Here is an 18,092-nt window from a genome sequence, read left to right on the forward strand (position 1 = left end):
GAACGACCGCCACTCATCCAGTACCTGCCGCTGCAGAAGCATTGACCGCGCTTAAAAAGCCCAAACCCGCTACGAGGCCCACCAGGCTAATTGTTTATTCCGTTAATTAGCTTTTCACCTAAATGCGTCGCCACATTTCACCGACTGATTGAGGGAACCTCCTCACCCTTCTTGCCGGCGGGAATACGGAGCGCGAGCGCAAGGAGCGGGCACCACTGGCTGCACAGCGGTAGGGACAGAGGCCATGGCGCTCGCGAAAAAGGCCGGTCTTCGCGTCAGGCTGCCGCCGCCATGAAGGTGAAGCTGGCGACCGCAGCGGTGAGCAGCGACCCCACCGCGAGAAAAGCGAGGCTGCGGCGTCGATCCTGCCGAGAGGTTGCTCCGCCCGAATAGTCGAAGCGCTCGTAGACGACATTTTCCATGGGCATGCCGAGATCGAGGAGTTCATCGGAGACCGCGGTCACCATGGCACCGGGGCCGCACATCATGGCAATGGTACGCTGCGGGTCGAGGCCTTCCAGGAGTTCCGCGAGCCGCGCGCGATCCAGCCGTCCGATGAGACCGTCCCAGCCTTCCTGTGGTGTTTCGCAGATGAAAAAGGCTTTCAGATCGAGCACTGCGGTGGCCGCATCGATTTCCTCCCGACAGGCGATGTTGCTGACGGCGCCAACCGCATAGACCAGCCGCACGGGGCGCGGATCGCGCCGGGACACCAGATCACGCAGCATGCCCATCACGGGGGCGATGCCGACTCCGCCGGCGATCAGCAGCACGGCATCGGCGGGATGGGCTTCCAGGAAGAACTCGCCGTAAGGGCCGTCAATGCCGATCTTCGTGCCGGGTGCGAGGGCTCCGATCTGCCGGGTGAAATCGCCCACTTCCTTGATGATCAGGCTGAGACCTGGGCGGGTCGGGCTGTCGGCAATGGAAAAAGGATGGTCGAAAAGCGGGAAGCGGCGCTTGCCCTCGGTCATCCAGACGAATTGTCCGGCGCGATAGTCAAGCTGCGGCGTGCCGGTTTCCGGCTGAAAGTCGAGCTCCCAGAGCCGGTCCGCCCGCCTCGTCACCGAGGCAAGCCGCCAGGGCTGGCGGTGCAGCTTCCACCAGCGATAGCCGTAAAGGGTCGCAAGGACAACGACGATGGCAATCGCGAGCAGGTTCCAATAGACAGCGGTGGGACCAAAGGCTGCGAAACGGCCGGTGCTGACGGCGTGATGCAGGCCGCAGCCGACAGCGAGGGATCCAAGCAAGACGTGGCTCGCTCGCCAGACCTCGTAGCGCCAGGGCAAAAACTCGCGCAGGGCAGCCGAAAAGACCAGCAGGACAAGCGCAATCCAGGCGATCACGCCTGTGCGATAGTGCGGCAGGGTGAGGTAGGCGACAAGGCGTTCGGAGCCGAGCGCCGGCTTCTCCAGCCAGGTCGGCAAAACGTAGACAAGGGGATGCATGACCACGGCCAGAAGGATCCACCAGGCAGCAATCTTGTGGAACGCCATGATCTTGTCGATGCCAAGGCGACCCGATACGATCTCGAACCTCCCCGAGGTGACGAATTGCACGGCCATACCACCGAGGCCGACCATGCCGAGGGCCGCGGCCGCCAAGCCCCAACGATCGGCCGGCGAAACGCTGGCGGAAAGCGCAATGAGGAGCGGCACGAGGCAGATGCCGAGATAAAGCGCGGCGAGCGCCACGCCCGGCAGCCGGGGAAGCGAGTGGGCTGGAGCCACTGGCGTCTTCGCAATTTCATTCATGACCATCCTCCTTGCCCTTCCTTCTAACAGGCTCAATACTCCATGGAATTGATCTCTGTCATGTACGGCGGTGCGATTCTTGCGCAAGCTGCCATCCTAGCGAGATCAGGTCGTGGAGGAGAATAATATGCGATTGCACCATCTTTTCGGGTTGCTTGCCATGCTTGTCGGGTTCGGCGGGCTGCCGGCAACGCTTCAGGCCGAGGAAAAATCAGGCATTTCCGCGCTGGTCGATGCCTGGCTGAAATCGCCACACGGCAATTACCATTCGCCATCCTTCACCTATTGGAACAAGCAGGGAGAAATCCCGACCGCCTGCGCCGCCTGTCACTCCGAGCCCGGCTTCCTCGACTTTCTCGGCACCGACGGCAGCACGGCCGGTGTTGTCGATCATCCGGGCGTAATCAATTCGCCGATAGGGTGTGCCTCCTGTCACAGCGCCGAGGCCCACGCGCTGAATGCGGTGCGTTTCCCCTCCGGCGTCACCGTCGACGGCTTGGGCACGTCGGCAACCTGTACCGTCTGCCATCAGGGCCGCCAATCGGGTGCCGCCGTGTCCAAGGCGGTGGCAAACCTTGGAGAAGACGAGGTTTCAGCGGAGCTCGGCTTCCTTAACATTCACTACGGAGTGGCTGCTGCGACCATGCACGGTTCCGAAACCGGTGCCGGCTATCAGTATCCCGGCAAGACCTATGCCGGGCGCTTCTTTCACGTGCCGAGCGCCAATACCTGTGTCGCCTGTCACGATCCGCACAGCACGAAAGTGGCGGTGGATGACTGTCTCAGCTGTCACCGCGGCGTCGAGCAATTGACCGATATCCGCATGCGGCACGGCGACTTCGACGGCGACGGCGACGTCAAGGAAGGCATCCAGGGCGAGATCATGACGCTGCATGCCCGGCTCGGCGAGTCGATCCAGGCCTATGGCCGTGACGTCGCAGGCACGCCGATCGGCTACCATAAGGACCGCCATCCCTATTTCTTCCGCGACACTGACGGCAACGGCACAATCAGCGATGAGGAGGCGGTGGCCGACAACCGCTATCAGGCCTGGACGCCTCAACTCCTGAAGGCTGCCTACAACTATCAAGTCGTAAAGAAGGACCCGGGCGGCTACGTCCACCATCCGACCTATCAACTACAGTTGCTGTATGACAGCCTTGAAAGCCTCTCGGAACAGATCGGAATGGACATGGCCGGGATCACCCGCCCCTGACTGCACAGCACCTGCTGCCCGCCCTCGCCGCGCCGTGCCCCCAAATGAGAACGCCGCCCATCGGGCGGCGTTTGTCGTTCATCGGAACTTGGCCGTGATTCACTCCGGGAGGATGCGCACCGCGCCCTTGTCGGCTGAGGCGGCAAAGGCTGCATAGGCCTTGAGCGCGGTAGTGACATTGCGCTTGCGGGGCTGCGCCGGCTTCCAGCCGAAGGCATCCTGCTCGGCGCGACGCTTCGCCAGCACATCCTCGGCAACGGCCAGGTTGATCGTGCGGTTCGGGATGTCGATCTCGATCGTGTCGCCTTCGCGCACCAGGCCGATCGTGCCGCCGTTCGCCGCTTCCGGCGAGGCGTGGCCGATGGACAGGCCGGACGTGCCGCCGGAGAAGCGGCCGTCGGTGATCAGCGCGCAGACCTTGCCGAGGCCCTTCGACTTCAGATAGCTGGTCGGATAGAGCATTTCCTGCATGCCCGGACCGCCCTTGGGGCCTTCGTAGCGGATGACGACGACGTCACCGGCAACGACCTCGTTGGACAGGATCGCCTTGACCGCCGCATCCTGGCTTTCATAGACCTTGGCCGGGCCGGTGAACTTCAGGATCGACTCGTCGACGCCGGCGGTCTTCACGATACAGCCGTCGAGCGCCAGATTGCCCTTGAGCACGGCGAGACCGCCATCCTTGGAGAAGGGATGCTGGGCATCGCGGATGACGCCGTTTTCGCGGTCGAGGTCGAGGTCTTCCCAGCGGGCCGCCTGGCTGAAGGCGACCTGGGTCGGGATGCCGCCCGGTGCGGCGCTGAACAGCTTGAGGGCCGCCGGGTCCTCGGAGACGGAGATGTCCCACTTGGCCAGCGCGTCGCCCAGCGTGCGGGCGTGAACGGTCGGCAGCTCGGCATTGAGCAGGCCGGCACGGTTGAGTTCGCCGAGGATGGACATGATGCCCCCTGCCCGGTGGACGTCTTCCATGTGCACGTCGGCCTTGGCCGGCGCGACCTTGGACAGGCACGGAACCTTGCGCGACAGGCGGTCGATGTCGTCCATGGTGAAGTCGACCTCGGCCTCGTGGGCGGCGGCGAGGATGTGCAGGACGGTGTTGGTCGAGCCGCCCATGGCGATGTCGAGCGCCATGGCATTCTCGAAGGCGCCCTTGGAGGCGATGACGCGCGGCAGTGCGGTTGCGTCGTCCTGCTCGTAATAGCGCTTGGCAAGCCCGACAATGCTGCGGCCGGCCTCAAGGAAGAGTTCCTTGCGGTCGGCATGGGTGGCGAGCGTCGAGCCATTGCCCGGCAGGGAGAGGCCGAGCGCCTCGGTCAGGCAGTTCATCGAATTGGCGGTGAACATGCCCGAGCACGAGCCGCAGGTCGGACAGGCCGAGCGCTCGATGGTCTGCACGTCCTCGTCGGAGATCTTGTCGTCGGCGGCGGCGACCATGGCGTCGACCAGGTCGAGCGCGACCTTCTTGCCGTGCATGACGACCTTGCCGGCCTCCATCGGGCCGCCCGAGACGAAGATCGTCGGGATGTTGAGGCGGAGCGACGCCATCAGCATGCCGGGGGTGATCTTGTCGCAGTTGGAGATGCAGACCATGGCGTCGGCGCAGTGGGCGTTGACCATGTATTCGACGCTATCGGCGATCAGTTCGCGCGACGGCAGCGAATAGAGCATGCCGTCATGGCCCATGGCGATGCCGTCATCGACGGCGATCGTGTTGAATTCCTTGGCGACGCCGCCGGATGCCTCGATCTCGCGGGCAACAAGCTGGCCGAGGTCCTTGAGGTGCACGTGGCCGGGGACGAACTGGGTGAACGAGTTGACCACCGCGATGATCGGCTTGCCGAAATCGCTGTCCTTCATGCCAGTGGCGCGCCAAAGGCCGCGCGCACCCGCCATGTTGCGGCCGTGGGTCGTGGTTCTCGAACGATAGACTGGCATGGGTGTTACCTCGGATTCTGTCTTGGTTTTTGCCGGGCATTGGCTAGCCGAAAACGATCGGCTGCGCGCGTTTCTGCTCCGGATTTTGACCTTGTGGTAGGGCAAACGCCCAGAACTGTCACTATCAGCATAGCGTAAAACGGTACGCCTGGCACGAGAACGCTGACGAACAGGCTGGCATTTTAGCGATCTTCGAAAGCCGTGCGAAAGCTTTGCCGCCTAACCTGCCGCGAGCAGGCGGAGGTAGTCATGGCGTTTGGAGATGCATCCGGAAAGGTGATCGACTTCCGAGCCAGAAGCACGTTTGGGAAGAAGGCCAGACATGCCGAGGCAAGCAATGGAATGGCGACCGGTGTGCCGGGCCAGCGCCGAGGCCCAATGGACCGCGGAGCCAGGTCGCCTGTCGCAAGGCGCGTTTGGTTCGCATGCCTTGTCCTGCTGGCATCGTTGGCCCTGCCTCTCCTTTTCGCCAGGTTCGGCGACTATCAGCCACTGGCGCAGGCGGTTGCCACGCCGGTCAGGAACATTGCCGCCTGGTCGAGCCCCGGGCGATCGGGGGACGCCCTACCTCAAGGCAAGGGCATCTCGGTCAGCTTCACGTTTTGCGGCAGCGGGATCAGGCGCAATTGCGTGGTCGATGGCGATACGTTCTGGCTGAACGGCGAAAAAATCCGCATTGCCGACATCGACACCCCCGAGCTCAGCCCACCACGGTGCGATCGGGAGAAGGTCAAAGGCGAGGCGGCCAAGCGTGTGCTGCTCTCCGAGCTGAACGCCGGTGGTTTTGAGCTCGTCTCCTACGGCTCGCGCGACGCGGATCGCTATGGCCGCAAGCTGCGGACTGTTGTGCGCCACGACCGTTCGATTGGCGACATCCTGATCGCCAAGGGGCTCGCGCGTCCATGGACCGGCTCGCGGAGCAGCTGGTGCGACTGACGACCGGCGCAGTAGGGTCGCGTACACGAAAATGTGGTCGGAAGTTTCTTTTCGTGGCGATGAAACTCTGATGAGATTTGCTACGTAGAAAGGGTGAGACAAAGCATCCACAGCGAAAGAACCGCCCCATGTCCCGCTACCGTCCGCCGAAGATCGCCCAGAGCGAGATCACGCCGCAATCGCTCCATATCAATCGGCGCAGCCTGATCGGTGCCGCTGCCGGGGGGCTCGCGTTTGCGGCGGCGCCCAAGGCCTTTGCCGCGGCGATCGCCGCCAAGCCGAGCGTTTATGTGCTGACGGAAAAGCCGACGGCGAAGCAGGACGTCACCACCTACAACAATTTCTACGAGTTCGGCACCGACAAGATCGACCCGATCAACAATTCCGGGGCCTTCCAGACCCGGCCCTGGACAGTCGAGGTCGGCGGACTGGTGGCCAAGCCCCAGGTGATCGACATCGAGGCGATCCTCAAGGATTTCCCGATGGAAGAGCGCGTCTACCGCATGCGCTGCGTCGAGGCCTGGTCGATGGTCATCCCCTGGGTCGGCTTTCCGCTGGCAAGCCTGCTCGACCGGGTCGAACCGCTCGGCTCCGCCAAATATGTGGCCTTCGAGACCGTCGTGCGGCCCGACGAGATGCCGGGTCAGCGCGGGCTGTTCCAGCCGATGAAATGGCCCTACGTCGAGGGCCTGCGCCTCGACGAGGCACGCCATCCGCTGACCATCCTGGCAACTGGCCTCTATGGCGAGACGCTGCCGAAACAGAACGGTGCGCCGCTGAGACTGGTCGTGCCGTGGAAATACGGCTTCAAGGGGATCAAGTCGATCGTGCGCATCACGCTCACCGAAAACGAGCCGCCGGCGAGCTGGAACGTCATGCAGCCAAGCGAATACGGCTTCTATGCCAACGTCAACCCGGCGGTCGACCATCCGCGCTGGAGCCAGGCGACCGAGCGGCGGATCGGCGAGGCAAGCGGCCTGTTCGGCGGAGCCCGAATGAAGACGCTGCCCTTCAACGGCTATGCCGACGAGGTGGCGGGGCTCTATACCGGAATGGACCTGACGAAGTTCTACTGAGGACACACAGCACGATGCTTCGCCCCCTGATCCGGCGCTGCACGAAACCTTCTCGCCTGCGGGGAGAAGGTGTCTGCCGCCCTTCCCTCTGGGAAAAGGATGCTGAGGGGCCAGTTGATACCGGAGAATGACGATGGCCATGCCCGCCCTGCCCGCCCGATACAAGCCGGCCTCCGTCTGGGCGCTCTATGTGATCGGCCTCATGCCGGGGCTCTACGCCTTCTATCTCGGCATTTTCGGCGGGCTCGGTGCCGATCCGGTGCGGGCCTTCGAGCACCTGCTCGGGCTCTGGGCGCTTCGGTTTCTGTGTCTCGGGCTCGCCGTCACGCCGGCGCGCGATCTCTTAGGTATTAACCTAATTGGCTACAGGCGCGCGCTGGGCCTTCTCGCCTTCTATTACGTCCTCGCCCATTTCGCCGTCTACCTGACCCTCGACCGCGGGCTGATCCTGACGTCGATCGCCGGCGACATTCTCAAGCGTCCCTATATCATGCTCGGCATGGCGGGGCTCACGATGCTGATCCCGCTCGCACTGACCTCCAACCGCTGGTCGATCCGCAGGCTCGGGCAAAAGTGGAACCGGCTACACAAGCTGGTCTATGCGATCGCGGCCGTCGCGGTGCTGCACTATGCGCTGTCGCTGAAGGTGATCACCGCAGAGCCCGCCTTCTACATCGCCGTGGTGATCGTCCTTCTGGTCTACCGGCTCGTGCGTCCGAAGATCATGGCGTGGAAACGGGCCAACAAGCCGGGCAACAGAGCCCTCCGCTCGCCGGTGGCATGCACCGGCGACTGACAAGCGCGCCGCCGCGTCCTGCCTCTGTTACCAATCAAAGTCAGCACAACCGCGGCCGCGCCACGACAGGGGCATCGATCCATGCGATAGACTCCGCACCAGTCCCCGGAATGCCGGCGGCAATCACGTACGGAGACGTCCATGAAGGCGAAGGGCGCGGTTCTGTTTCTGGCCATGATCTCTCTGGCGGCCGCACTGCCGGCCCGGTCGCAAGACGGCATAACGATGACGACGCCGGTGTTCGGCCAGATCGTTTCCTACCAGCTGCCGGCGGGCTTTCAGCCGCGCTACGAGGATGCAAACGACCACGCCTATTTGCAGGAAGCCGTGCCGGCGGGGGAAACCGTCACCAACTGGTCCCAGATGATCACCATGACGGGCGTCAAGGACGCCGAGGGGCAGGCCCAGACACTGGAGGGCGCCGCCAGGGTGCTTGCAGGGCACTACCAGCAGGCCTGTGCGGAGACCTTCACCGGAACCTCATTCGGGGCGACCGAGATCAACGGTCTTACGGGCCTGGTGGTGTTTCTCGGCTGCGGTACCGTTGCGCCCGCCGAAGAGGGCCAAGACGCGCGGAGCGAAGCGGCCGTCATCGTCTACGTCAAATCGGACTTCGGTTATATCACGGTCCAATGGGCCGAGCGCGGCCCGCCCGTGGCCGCGCGCCCGGTCTACGACATCGACACCTGGAAGCCGCGCCTCGCCCAACTCCTGCCGATCCGCCTGTGCGACGCCGTCGACGGCGAAGCACCGCCTTATCCCAGCTGCAACGCGCAGCCATAGCAGGAATGCGCGACCGGCCATTGCGCCTTGCCAGGGACGGGTCGCCGACGTTGCAGGCGGGCGTTCGCTGCGACACGCTCACCCTACCAGCCAGGCTGGTGGTCCTGCCTGTGCGCTGCCCGTCACCGCCGCTTCAACACAAGCGGCAAGGCCGGCGAAGCGCACCTGCTTGCCGCTGAGGCCGGGGCCGTAGTGGGCATATTTGCCGGAATTGGTGAGAATGGTCCGCGCGCCCGGCGGAACGATCGGCTGCATGACCGTGCACCAGCAGGCATCGCGCACCAAGGTGGCGCCGAAGGCTTCGAGGGTGGTGGCGATGCCGGCCTCGACGATGCGGGCATGGGTCGCGCGGCTCAGGGTGACGGTGAGCGCCAGGTCCGCATGCTTCGTCCGGCCGGCACAGAGTTTGGCCAGAGCGTCGCACTCGTCGAAGGAAAAATGCGGATTGCCGAGCGCCACGAGATCGATCGTCTCGCCGGTGGTCGGGTTGAAGTGAAGCCAGTCGCCGGCGACGTCGCTGCGGCTTACCTTGACCGTCGGAAGCGCCCTACCCCCGGTCGCGGCGGAGAGCGTGGGCACCTCCGGCGTGACGCCGACGATGTGGAACATCGGTGCGGCCGAGGTCGTGGCGAAGGCGGCGCCGAAGGCCTTGAGGTCGTCGGCCGTCGGGTGAGCCCGCTCCAGGCCTGTGACGGCGGGGATGGCGTTCGGCGCCAGCATGCCGACCCGGTAGCCGAACAGCGGCCAGAAGCTGTCGTCGCGGCCGTCCATCGCCTCGACCTCGACGACCAGCCGCGCCTTGCGGTTCTCGTCCAGATGACATCCGGCCTCGGGGGCGCGGCCGGTGAGCGCGATGCAGATGTCGAGGAAATCCGGATATTTCATCGTGCGGGCGCCGAGCACGCTGTTGGCGTAGACGACGGCGTTCGATTCGGCCCAGGCGATGTTCTCGCCTTCGGCCGGGGCGCCGTCCAGCTGGTAGGGTGCGCAGGTGAAGGTCGGGCGGGCGCCCATGCGGACATAGGCATCAGCCAGCGCGCTGGCCGCCATCGAGAGAACCGGGTCGGTGCCCTGCTCGCGCCAACGGGCCTGGTCGGCGGAAATGGCATTAAGCGAAGTCGGCACGACGACCCTGCCGCCCCAGTCCGCGAGCTTCTGGGCAAAGTCGAGGCTCGCCGGGCCGGTATAGATGCAGCCGTCGACATGGACCTGGGCGACGTCGATCAAGCTCTTGGCGCCGAGCAGTTCGGCCATGCGCACAACGATCCGCATCGCGGTGCGCGTCGCCTGCGGCACGGCATCGGAGAGAAGGTGTCGGTCGTTGTCGCTCAGGACAAGGCTCGGCAAGGCTGCGGTCGGGGCCATGTCGGCCAGGGAATGCTTGCCCCCCGGCTCGGACACCAGACCGGCCTCGATGCGGATCCTGTCCAGTCCTTCCATGCGGGCGAAGGTCTCAGGCGCGACCACGGCGATCGGCAGCGAGCGGCCGTACATTTCCTCGGCGACCATGACGCCGAGCGTCAGGATCTCCTCGGCCTGCGAGAAAACCATGCCGGCCGGCGCCTTGCCGTTGAGGATGAGTTGCATCAGCACGGCGCTGCCGGTGCAGGAACCGCGGCCGCCGGGGATTGCCAGGATCGCGCCGGCAAGGCACCGGCCGTGCAGCGGGTGCGCCTGGTCGATCACCAGGCCGGTTTCCGGATCGACTCCGCCCCAGAAACTCAGCGCCGTGTCGGAAAAGAGCAGCGGCCCTTCGGCCGCGCCGTCGATCAGCAGGCGTGCGGGCGCGGCAAACGGCGCTCCCCCGAATTCGACTGACATGCGCTTCCCTTCCCCGATGACCGAACTCACCGACTAGCACGCCGGAGGGGCAAATCAAGCGCCAAGCCTTGCGCCCAGCAAAGCCATGGGGTGTCATGGCGGCCGGCCGCGCTATGTGAAGAAAAAAGTTCGGCGCGATGTCGAATCCATCGGCAGCCGTTCGTCATGACATTACGCACCCCTTGGGAGCGCTGTTTCACAAAAGAGGAGAACGACAATGCGTGTGATGGTGATGGTGAAGGCAACGGAAGACAGCGAAGAAGGCATCATGCCCTCGACCGAACTGTTCGAGGCGATGGGCAAGTTCAACGAGGAACTGGCCAATGCCGGCATCATGCTGTCGGGCGACGGTTTGAAGCCGTCGAAGCTTGGCAAGCGGGTTGCGTTCGACGGCGCCAACCGCCGGGTGATCGACGGTCCCTTCGCCGAGACGCGGGAACTGGTCGCCGGCTACTGGATCTGGGAGGTCAAGGACATGGCCGAGGCGGTGGAATGGGTCAAACGCTGCCCCAATCCGATGCCCGGGCCGAGCGAGATCGAGATCCGTCCGTTCTACGAGATGGCGGATTTCGCCGAGATTGCCTCGCCCGAGGGACAGGCACGCCATGACCGCGCCGGCGAGCGGCTCGCCGCGCGCGACGGCAAGTAGCGCTGGAAGCCGAAGCCGCGGCCGCAGGCACGGTCCCGCTGGCCGTTGACTGAAACGGCCGAGCCCGCATACTGCCGCCGCATGGAGACATCCGAAGCGCACAGGACGGCGGAGACCGTCTTCCGCATGGAACGGGCCCGGCTGATCGCCGGGCTCGCCCGGATCGTGCGCGATGTCGGCCGGGCCGAGGAACTGGCGCAGGATGCGCTGGTGGTGGCGCTCGACCGCTGGCCGACGAGCGGCATTCCCGACAATCCCGCCGCCTGGCTGATGGCGACCGCCAAGCGGCGCGCCATCGACACGCTGCGCCGCGCCCGCATGATGGAACGCAAGCACGACGAGATCGGCCGCGATCTGCAGCTCGAACAGGACAGCACGATCGAAGCGATCGAGGCGAGCATGGACGACGACATCGGCGACGAGCGCCTGAGCCTGATCTTCACCGCCTGCCATCCGGTGCTTTCGACCGATGCGCGGGTGGCGCTGACGCTGCGGCTGATCGGCGGGCTGTCGACGGAGGAGATCGCCCGCGCCTTCCTGTCGAGCGAGACGACGATCGCCCAGCGCATCGTTCGGGCGAAGAAGAGCCTCGGCGGGGCCGGCATCGCCTATGAGGTACCGCGCGGGGCCGAGCGCGGCGCGCGTCTCGCCTCGGTGCTGGAAGTCACCTACCTGATCTTCAACGAGGGCTATGCCGCAAGCGCCGGCGAGGACGCGATCCGGCCGCAACTCTGCGCAGAGGCCATGCGCCTTGGCCGCGTTCTCGCCGGTCTCGCCCCCGACGAACCGGAGGTGCATGGACTGCTGGCGCTGATGGAAATCCAGTCGTCGCGGCTTGTCGCCCGCAACGGCCCGGACGGCGTGCCGCTGACGCTCGAGACACAGAACCGGGCGCACTGGGACCAGTTGCTCATTCGCCGGGGGCTCGCGGCGCTGGAGCGTGTTCGTGCACTCGGCGGAGAAGACGGCCCTTATGCCCTTCAGGCGGCGCTGGCGGCCTGCCACGCCCGTGCCCGGCGCTTCGAGGACACGGACTGGCACATGATCGCGGGGCTTTACGACCGGCTGCTCACCGTCCTGCCCTCCCCCGTGGTGGCACTCAACCGGGCCGTCGCCCACGCGATGGCGTTTGGGTCGGAAGCGGGGCTGGAACTGCTGGACGCGCTGGAGGACGAGCCGGCGCTCAAGGTCTACGCACCGATGGCGGCCGCGCGGGGTGATTTCCTGCTGCGGGCCGGGCGGCGCACCGAAGCGCAAGCCTGCTTCGAGCGGGCGGCGGCCCTGAGCCGCAACGAAAGCGAAAGGGCGTTTCTCCTCGGCCGGGCTCGGGCTTGCATACCAACCTGACAGACGCCCCCGCCACAGACGCAAAAAGCCGGGTGATCGCTCACCCGGCTTTTCAATGGCATTCCCTTACGGGAAGAACCTTACGCTGCTTCGGCTTCGGCGGCGACGCGGGCCTTGTCGGCTGCGCCCTTGGCATCGACATCGCGCTCGACGAATTCGATGACGGCCATGGCGGCATTGTCGCCCTGGCGGAAGCCAGCCTTCATGATGCGCAGGTAGCCGCCGTTGCGGGTGGCGTAGCGCGAAGCGATGGCGTCGAACAGCTTCTTGACGGCGTCAAGGTCGCGGATCTGCGAGATGGCCTGACGACGAGCGTGCAGGTCGCCGCGCTTGCCTAGGGTGACCAGCTTTTCGACGATCGGGCGAATTTCCTTCGCCTTCGGCAGGGTGGTGACGATCTGCTCATGGGTGATGAGCGAAGCCGCCATGTTGGCGAACATCGCCTTACGGTGGCTGGCGGTACGGTTCAGCTTGCGACCGGCTTTCTGGTGGCGCATTGCTATTCTCCTTCTACGCAGGCTCGCGCTTTATGCGGCGCCCTGCCGTTTCCTGACACATACAGGCATCCGCCTGCAGTTTGACTGGAAAGGCAGAGGTGAACCTGCCTTTTTGTTTCTTAGTATTGGTCTTCGTAGCGCTTGGCGAGATCTTCGATGTTCTCGGGCGGCCATGCCGGCACTTCCATGCCGAGGTGCAGGCCCATGGAAGCGAGAACTTCCTTGATTTCGTTCAGCGACTTGCGGCCAAAGTTCGGAGTGCGGAGCATCTCTGCTTCGGTCTTCTGAATGAGGTCGCCGATATAGACGATGTTGTCGTTCTTCAGGCAGTTGGCCGAACGGACCGAAAGCTCGAGCTCGTCGACCTTCTTGAGGAGGGCCGGGTTGAACGCGAGTTCGGTGACGGCTTCCTCTTCGACTTCCTTCTGCGGCTCGTCGAAATTGACGAAGACGCCGAGCTGGTCCTGGAGAATGCGGGCCGCGAATGCAACAGCGTCTTCACCGGTGATCGAACCGTCAGTCTCGATGGTCATGGTCAGCTTGTCGTAGTCGAGAACCTGTCCTTCGCGGGTGTTTTCCACCTTGTAGGACACCTTCTTGACCGGCGAGTAGAGGCTGTCGACCGGGATGAGACCGATCGGAGCATCTTCCGCACGATTACGCTCAGCCGGAACATAGCCCTTGCCGTTGGCAACGGTGAACTCCATGCGGATCTCAGCGCCCTCGTCGAGGGTGCAGATCACATGATCCGGGTTGAGGATTTCGATATCGCCAACCGTCTGAATGTCACCGGCGGTCACAACGCCCGGACCCTGCTTGCGCACGACCATGCGCTTCGGATCATCGCCGTCCATCTTGATGGCGATTTCCTTGATGTTGAGCACGATGTCGGTCACGTCTTCCCGCACACCCGGGATCGACGAGAACTCATGCAGCACGCCGTCGATCTGGACGGCGGTGACGGCACCACCACGCAGCGACGACAAGAGAACGCGGCGCAGCGCGTTGCCGAGCGTCAGGCCGAAGCCGCGTTCCAGCGGCTCGGCGACAAGGGTCGCCTTGGTGCGGCCGGACGAGGTGAACTCGACCTTGTTCGGCTTGATCAATTCCTGCCAATTCTTCTGAATCATTATTTTACCTTCCGTTCGTCGCCACCATCCAATCGTGGCTACCGAGCTAACACCAGAGGAGCGCGTCTGCGCTCATCGGCGGGATGAAAGATGATCAGACGCGACGCTTCTTGCGCGGGCGGCAACCATTGTGCGGGATCGGGGTAACATCACGGATCGAGGTGATCATGAAGCCCGCAGCCTGCAGAGCGCGCAGAGCGGATTCACGACCCGAACCCGGACCGCAGACTTCCACTTCAAGCGTCTTCATGCCGTGTTCCTGCGCCTTCTTGGCGGCATCTTCAGCGGCGATCTGGGCGGCGAACGGGGTCGACTTGCGCGAGCCCTTGAAACCCTTGGCACCAGCGGACGACCAGGCAATGGCATTGCCCTGTGCATCGGTGATGGTGATCATGGTGTTGTTGAACGTCGAGTTGACGTGGGCAACGCCCGACGAGATATTTTTGCGTTCGCGACGGCGTACGCGGGTGGCTTCCTTGGCCATGACTTCCCTTTCGTTGATCTAAACACCGCCGTAGTTCCAGCGGCTACACCTTCGAGGCAATAGGACACAGGCAGTAGGCAGTAGCGAAAACCACTACTGCCTACTGCCTACTGGCCAATGCCTCAAAAAATTACTTCTTCTTACCAGCAATCGCCTTTGCCGGACCCTTGCGAGTACGGGCATTGGTATGGGTGCGCTGGCCACGGACCGGCAGGCCACGACGATGGCGCAGGCCACGGTAGCAACCAAGATCCATAAGGCGCTTGATGTTCATCGCGGTATCGCGACGAAGATCGCCCTCGACCTGATAGTCGCGGTCGATGGCTTCGCGGATTGCCAGAACTTCGGCATCCGTGAGCTGATGAACGCGACGCTCGGCCGGAATACCGACCTTCTCGACGATTTCAGCAGCGAATTTCGGTCCAATCCCGTGAATATAGGTCAGCGCAATAACTACGCGCTTCGCGGTCGGGATGTTGACGCCAGCGATACGTGCCACGCCTATTCTCCTTGCTTCCAGTTGCCATCCGGCAAGTGGTGTCTCGTTACACGGCCGTTTGAGGCCGCAATTACAAATAAGGTTCTCAACAAGTCAAAACGATCGAACCCGGTCTTCCCGAAGGAAGAACGCGCCGATCGCATAATTGCCGCGAGTTGGCGCGCTATTTAGCGGAATCAGTTGCCGAAAGCAACCGGCTCCGTGAAGATTCTTGAAACCCGCCAAACTCAGAGCTTGGCGAGAATTGCCTCGATGTCCGCAGTGACGGTACCGATCTCGGCCATGCCGTCAACCGATTCCAGCTTGCCCTTGGCGTAGTAGTAGCCGATCAGCGGCGAGGTCTTCTTGTAGTAATCCTGGAGACGCGTCGTCATCGTCTCGGCATTGTCGTCGGGACGGCGCTTGAACTCCGTCGATCCGCACTTGTCGCAAACACCCTCGACCTTGGGCTTCTGCAACTGGTCGTGGTAGCCCGTGCCGCACTTCGCACAGGTGTAACGGCCCGAGACACGATCGACCAGCACCGAATCATTGACCTGCAATTCGATGACGACATCAAGCTGCATACCCTTGGCCGCAAGCATCGCCTCGACCGAGTCGGCCTGAACGAGGGTGCGCGGATAGCCGTCGAGAATAAAGCCTTTGGCGCAATCCGGCTCATCAATTCGTTCGGAAACGATGGCATTGACGATCTCGTCGGAAACGAGGTTCCCGGCATCCATGACCGCCTTTGCCCGTTTGCCGACCTCGGTGCCGGCGCTCACGGCGGCACGAAGCATGTCGCCGGTGGAGAGCTGCGGAATACCGTAGTTTTCGACTATACGCTGTGCCTGGGTACCCTTGCCCGCTCCCGGCGGTCCCAAAAGAATAAGTCTCATCGTCCCCTCTTTCCTCCACGCAACTTCGACTTCTTGATCAGCCCCTCATACTGCTGGGCGATCAGGTGGCCCTGGATCTGTGCTACAGTATCGAGGGTAACGCTGACAACAATCAAAAGAGAAGTACCACCAAGGGCTAATGGCACGCCGGTGTTGGCCACCAGAATCTCGGGGAGGATACAGACGAAGACAAGGTAGATGGCGCCGACCGTCGTGATACGCGTCAGGACGTAGTCGATGTATTCCGCAGTCCGGTCACCAGGACGAATGCCGGGGATGAAGCCGCCATGCTTCTTCAGGTTATCGGCCGTGTCCTTCGGATTGAAGACGATCGCCGTGTAGAAGAAGGCGAAGAAGGCAATCAGGGCGCCATAGAGGGCCATGAACAGCGGTTGGCCGTGGCCGAGCGCCGTGACGATGGTCGTCGCCCAAGGAGGCAGGGTAGAGGTGCCGGCAAAGCCCGCAGCGGTGGCCGGCAGAAGCAGCAGTGAGGAGGCGAAGATCGCAGGAATGACGCCGGCGGTGTTGAGCTTCAGCGGCAGGTGCGAGGTGTCGCCCTGGAACATGCGGTTGCCGACCTGGCGCTTGGGATACTGGATCAGCAGGCGGCGCTGGGCCCGTTCAACGAAGACGATCAGCCCGATCACGCCAATGGCCATGAGAATGACCGACAGGATAAGCAGAGTGGACAGCGCGCCAGTACGACCGAGCTCGAGCGTTCCGGCTATGGCAGTCGGCAGGCCAGCGGCAATACCGGCGAAAATGATCAACGAAATGCCGTTGCCGATGCCGCGCGAGGTGATCTGCTCACCCAGCCACATCAGGAACATCGTACCGCCGAGCAGCGTGACGACGGTGGAAATGCGGAAGAACCAGCCCGGATCGACCACCATGCCTTGCCCGCTCTCGAGGCCAACGGCAATACCGTAGGCCTGGAGTGTGCCGAGCAGCACGGTGCCGTAGCGGGTGTACTGGTTGATGATCTTGCGGCCCTGCTCGCCCTCTTTCTTGAGGTTCTCGAGCGTCGGAACGACCGAAGTCATGAGCTGCACGATAATAGAGGCGGAAATATACGGCATGATGCCGAGGGCGAAGATCGCCATGCGCTCGACGGCGCCGCCGGAGAACATGTTGAAGAGGCCCAGAATACCACCTGCCTGCCCCTGGAAGGCAGCGGCATAGGCTTCGGGGTTGAGGCCGGGCAGCGGAATGTGAGTGCCCAAGCGATAGACAAGCAAGGCGGCCAGCGTGAACCACAGACGCTTCTTCAGATCCTCCGCCTTGGCGAAGGTCGAGAAGTTGAGGTTCGAGGCCAATTGTTCCGCTGCAGAAGCCATGAAATTCTCCGCAAAACCAAAACCGGGGGCGCACGTTCGCCAGAACCGGAGGCTATCGTCCAAAATTTTTAAGAAAACCGGGCGTCGGAGAGATTGCGCAGCAATCGCATGCCTCACCCTTGTTTTCCAGAATATCCCGGAAGACGAAACGACGTCACTCCGTCCTGGGATTGTGAGGCTCACATATGGGAGCAAAATCGCCCGGTGTGAAGCACCCCGGGCGATCTATTCAAGACTTATTCGGCAGCTTCAGCAGCAGCAGCGAGCTGCTTGATCGAACCACCAGCCTTTTCGATCTTTTCGACGGCGGCCTTCGACGCACCGGCAACCTCAAGGGCTACCTTCGTCGTCAGTTCGCCACCAGAGAGAACGCGAACGCCGTCCTTGGGGCGACGGATCACACCGGCTGCCTTGAGAGCAGCTGCATCGATCGTTGCCTTCGGGTCGAGCTTCTTGGCATCGATGGCAGTCTGGATACGACCGAGCGAAACGGTGGCGTAGTCCGTCTTGAAGATGTTGGTGAAGCCGCGCTTCGGCAGACGACGATAGATCGGCATCTGGCCGCCCTCGAAGCCATTGATAGCAACGCCAGAACGGGCCTTCTGACCCTTGACGCCGCGACCACCGGTCTTGCCCTTGCCGGAACCGATACCGCGACCTACGCGCATACGGTCCTTGCTGGAGCCTTCGTTGTCTTTGATTTCATTCAGTTTCATGATGATTTCCTCCGTCTCACTTCTCGTCGACGACGCGAACGAGATGCTGGACAGCACGGATCATGCCACGAACGGAAGGCGTATCTTCCAGGGTGCGGACCCGGTGCATCTTGTTGAGGCCCAGGCCGACCAGCGTTGCGCGCTGGACAGCCGGACGGCGAATGGGGCTGCCGATCTGTTCGACCGTAACCGTCTTTGCTTCAGTCTTCTTCGTAGCCTTGGCCATGGATCAAACTCC

At 63.2% G+C, this 18,092-nt stretch carries 18 protein-coding genes; 7 read left to right on the plus strand and 11 right to left on the minus strand.

From position 1 onward, the window contains the following. Window positions 1-275: 275 nt before the first annotated feature. On the minus strand, window positions 276-1,754 hold the full coding sequence (locus tag ACWPVA_RS08690) for a ferredoxin reductase family protein (protein ID WP_454287312.1): 1,479 nt from the start codon (window positions 1,752-1,754) through the stop codon (window positions 276-278). Between the two features lie 127 nt (window positions 1,755-1,881). On the opposite strand from ACWPVA_RS08690, the gene ACWPVA_RS08695 reads away from it, so the two are divergent. After that, the gene (locus ACWPVA_RS08695) at window positions 1,882-2,970 is read left to right on the plus strand and encodes a polyheme membrane-associated cytochrome C (RefSeq protein WP_454287313.1); all 1,089 of its coding nucleotides are present in this window, start codon (window positions 1,882-1,884) and stop codon (window positions 2,968-2,970) included. Window positions 2,971-3,069: 99 nt separating this feature from the next. On the opposite strand, the gene ilvD is transcribed toward ACWPVA_RS08695, so the two are convergent. Further along, the gene (gene ilvD, locus ACWPVA_RS08700) at window positions 3,070-4,905 is read right to left on the minus strand and encodes a dihydroxy-acid dehydratase (RefSeq protein ID WP_454287314.1); all 1,836 of its coding nucleotides are present in this window, start codon (window positions 4,903-4,905) and stop codon (window positions 3,070-3,072) included. Window positions 4,906-5,352: 447 nt separating this feature from the next. Here ilvD and ACWPVA_RS08705 point away from each other — a divergent pair, with 447 nt between their 5' ends. The 4 genes from ACWPVA_RS08705 to ACWPVA_RS08720 all read left to right on the plus strand — a co-directional run bounded on the left by ACWPVA_RS08705 (window position 5,353) and on the right by ACWPVA_RS08720 (window position 8,496). Further along, a complete protein-coding gene (locus tag ACWPVA_RS08705) occupies window positions 5,353-5,841 on the plus strand; it encodes a thermonuclease family protein (RefSeq protein ID WP_454287315.1) in 489 nt (162 codons plus the stop codon). 128 nt (window positions 5,842-5,969) lie between these two features. Then, window positions 5,970-6,917 carry a protein-methionine-sulfoxide reductase catalytic subunit MsrP gene (gene msrP / locus ACWPVA_RS08710; RefSeq protein ID WP_454287316.1) on the plus strand — a complete coding sequence of 316 codons (948 nt, stop codon included), beginning with the start codon at window positions 5,970-5,972 and terminating at the stop codon, window positions 6,915-6,917. Between the two features lie 127 nt (window positions 6,918-7,044). Continuing rightward, complete coding sequence (gene msrQ / locus ACWPVA_RS08715; protein ID WP_454287317.1) at window positions 7,045-7,713, plus strand: protein-methionine-sulfoxide reductase heme-binding subunit MsrQ; 669 nt, start codon at window positions 7,045-7,047, stop codon at window positions 7,711-7,713. Between the two features lie 141 nt (window positions 7,714-7,854). Then, window positions 7,855-8,496, plus strand: a complete 642-nt coding sequence (locus tag ACWPVA_RS08720) for a hypothetical protein (RefSeq protein ID WP_454287318.1) — start codon at window positions 7,855-7,857, stop codon at window positions 8,494-8,496. Between the two features lie 78 nt (window positions 8,497-8,574). Here ACWPVA_RS08720 and lhpI read toward each other — a convergent pair whose 3' ends face one another. Next, the gene (gene lhpI / locus ACWPVA_RS08725) at window positions 8,575-10,317 is read right to left on the minus strand and encodes a cis-3-hydroxy-L-proline dehydratase (protein WP_454287319.1); all 1,743 of its coding nucleotides are present in this window, start codon (window positions 10,315-10,317) and stop codon (window positions 8,575-8,577) included. Window positions 10,318-10,534: 217 nt separating this feature from the next. Between lhpI and ACWPVA_RS08730 the strand changes: the two genes are divergently transcribed. After that, window positions 10,535-10,966: a YciI family protein gene (locus ACWPVA_RS08730; protein ID WP_454287320.1), complete on the plus strand. Its 432-nt coding sequence runs from the start codon at window positions 10,535-10,537 to the stop codon at window positions 10,964-10,966. 81 nt (window positions 10,967-11,047) lie between these two features. Continuing rightward, complete coding sequence (locus tag ACWPVA_RS08735) at window positions 11,048-12,313, plus strand: RNA polymerase sigma factor (RefSeq protein ID WP_454287321.1); 1,266 nt, start codon at window positions 11,048-11,050, stop codon at window positions 12,311-12,313. Between the two features lie 80 nt (window positions 12,314-12,393). On the opposite strand, the gene rplQ is transcribed toward ACWPVA_RS08735, so the two are convergent. From rplQ to rpmD, 8 genes are all read right to left on the minus strand, one after another. Then, a complete protein-coding gene (gene rplQ, locus ACWPVA_RS08740) occupies window positions 12,394-12,810 on the minus strand; it encodes a 50S ribosomal protein L17 (protein ID WP_454287322.1) in 417 nt (138 codons plus the stop codon). Between the two features lie 119 nt (window positions 12,811-12,929). Next, window positions 12,930-13,940, minus strand: coding sequence for a DNA-directed RNA polymerase subunit alpha (locus tag ACWPVA_RS08745; protein ID WP_454287323.1), 1,011 nt, complete (start codon window positions 13,938-13,940; stop codon window positions 12,930-12,932). Window positions 13,941-14,034: 94 nt separating this feature from the next. Then, window positions 14,035-14,424, minus strand: a complete 390-nt coding sequence (gene rpsK, locus ACWPVA_RS08750; protein WP_454287324.1) for a 30S ribosomal protein S11 — start codon at window positions 14,422-14,424, stop codon at window positions 14,035-14,037. A 130-nt stretch (window positions 14,425-14,554) separates the two neighbouring features. Beyond that, entirely contained in the window at window positions 14,555-14,923 is a 369-nt protein-coding gene (rpsM, locus tag ACWPVA_RS08755) for a 30S ribosomal protein S13 (protein ID WP_454287325.1), read from the minus strand. 227 nt (window positions 14,924-15,150) lie between these two features. Further along, the gene (locus ACWPVA_RS08760) at window positions 15,151-15,801 is read right to left on the minus strand and encodes an adenylate kinase (protein ID WP_454287326.1); all 651 of its coding nucleotides are present in this window, start codon (window positions 15,799-15,801) and stop codon (window positions 15,151-15,153) included. After that, window positions 15,798-17,138: a preprotein translocase subunit SecY gene (gene secY, locus ACWPVA_RS08765; RefSeq protein WP_454287327.1), complete on the minus strand. Its 1,341-nt coding sequence runs from the start codon at window positions 17,136-17,138 to the stop codon at window positions 15,798-15,800. The genes ACWPVA_RS08760 and secY overlap by 4 nt, the downstream gene beginning before the upstream one ends. Window positions 17,139-17,374: 236 nt before the next feature. Then, window positions 17,375-17,854, minus strand: coding sequence for a 50S ribosomal protein L15 (gene rplO / locus ACWPVA_RS08770; RefSeq protein ID WP_454287328.1), 480 nt, complete (start codon window positions 17,852-17,854; stop codon window positions 17,375-17,377). A gap of 16 nt (window positions 17,855-17,870) precedes the next feature. After that, the gene (rpmD, locus tag ACWPVA_RS08775) at window positions 17,871-18,080 is read right to left on the minus strand and encodes a 50S ribosomal protein L30 (protein WP_007598359.1); all 210 of its coding nucleotides are present in this window, start codon (window positions 18,078-18,080) and stop codon (window positions 17,871-17,873) included. Between the last annotated feature and the right edge of the window lie 12 nt (window positions 18,081-18,092).

It is taken from the genome of Rhizobium arsenicireducens (genome assembly GCF_964021225.1).

Bases quoted from the DNA above. Each gene is read 5' to 3' on its own strand.
- ACWPVA_RS08745 (WP_454287323.1), bottom strand. From the start codon at position 13,940: ATGATTCAGAAGAATTGGCAGGAATTGATCAAGCCGAACAAGGTCGAG.
- rplO (WP_454287328.1), bottom strand. From the start codon at position 17,854: ATGAAACTGAATGAAATCAAAGACAACGAAGGCTCCAGCAAGGACCGT.
- ACWPVA_RS08695 (WP_454287313.1), top strand. From the start codon at position 1,882: ATGCGATTGCACCATCTTTTCGGGTTGCTTGCCATGCTTGTCGGGTTC.
- msrP (WP_454287316.1), top strand. From the start codon at position 5,970: ATGTCCCGCTACCGTCCGCCGAAGATCGCCCAGAGCGAGATCACGCCG.
- ACWPVA_RS08735 (WP_454287321.1), top strand. From the start codon at position 11,048: ATGGAGACATCCGAAGCGCACAGGACGGCGGAGACCGTCTTCCGCATG.
- rpmD (WP_007598359.1), bottom strand. From the start codon at position 18,080: ATGGCCAAGGCTACGAAGAAGACTGAAGCAAAGACGGTTACGGTCGAA.
- ACWPVA_RS08730 (WP_454287320.1), top strand. From the start codon at position 10,535: ATGCGTGTGATGGTGATGGTGAAGGCAACGGAAGACAGCGAAGAAGGC.
- ACWPVA_RS08720 (WP_454287318.1), top strand. From the start codon at position 7,855: ATGAAGGCGAAGGGCGCGGTTCTGTTTCTGGCCATGATCTCTCTGGCG.
- ilvD (WP_454287314.1), bottom strand. From the start codon at position 4,905: ATGCCAGTCTATCGTTCGAGAACCACGACCCACGGCCGCAACATGGCG.
- secY (WP_454287327.1), bottom strand. From the start codon at position 17,138: ATGGCTTCTGCAGCGGAACAATTGGCCTCGAACCTCAACTTCTCGACC.
- rpsK (WP_454287324.1), bottom strand. From the start codon at position 14,424: ATGGCCAAGGAAGCCACCCGCGTACGCCGTCGCGAACGCAAAAATATC.
- lhpI (WP_454287319.1), bottom strand. From the start codon at position 10,317: ATGTCAGTCGAATTCGGGGGAGCGCCGTTTGCCGCGCCCGCACGCCTG.
- ACWPVA_RS08760 (WP_454287326.1), bottom strand. From the start codon at position 15,801: ATGAGACTTATTCTTTTGGGACCGCCGGGAGCGGGCAAGGGTACCCAG.
- ACWPVA_RS08690 (WP_454287312.1), bottom strand. From the start codon at position 1,754: ATGAATGAAATTGCGAAGACGCCAGTGGCTCCAGCCCACTCGCTTCCC.
- rplQ (WP_454287322.1), bottom strand. From the start codon at position 12,810: ATGCGCCACCAGAAAGCCGGTCGCAAGCTGAACCGTACCGCCAGCCAC.
- msrQ (WP_454287317.1), top strand. From the start codon at position 7,045: ATGACGATGGCCATGCCCGCCCTGCCCGCCCGATACAAGCCGGCCTCC.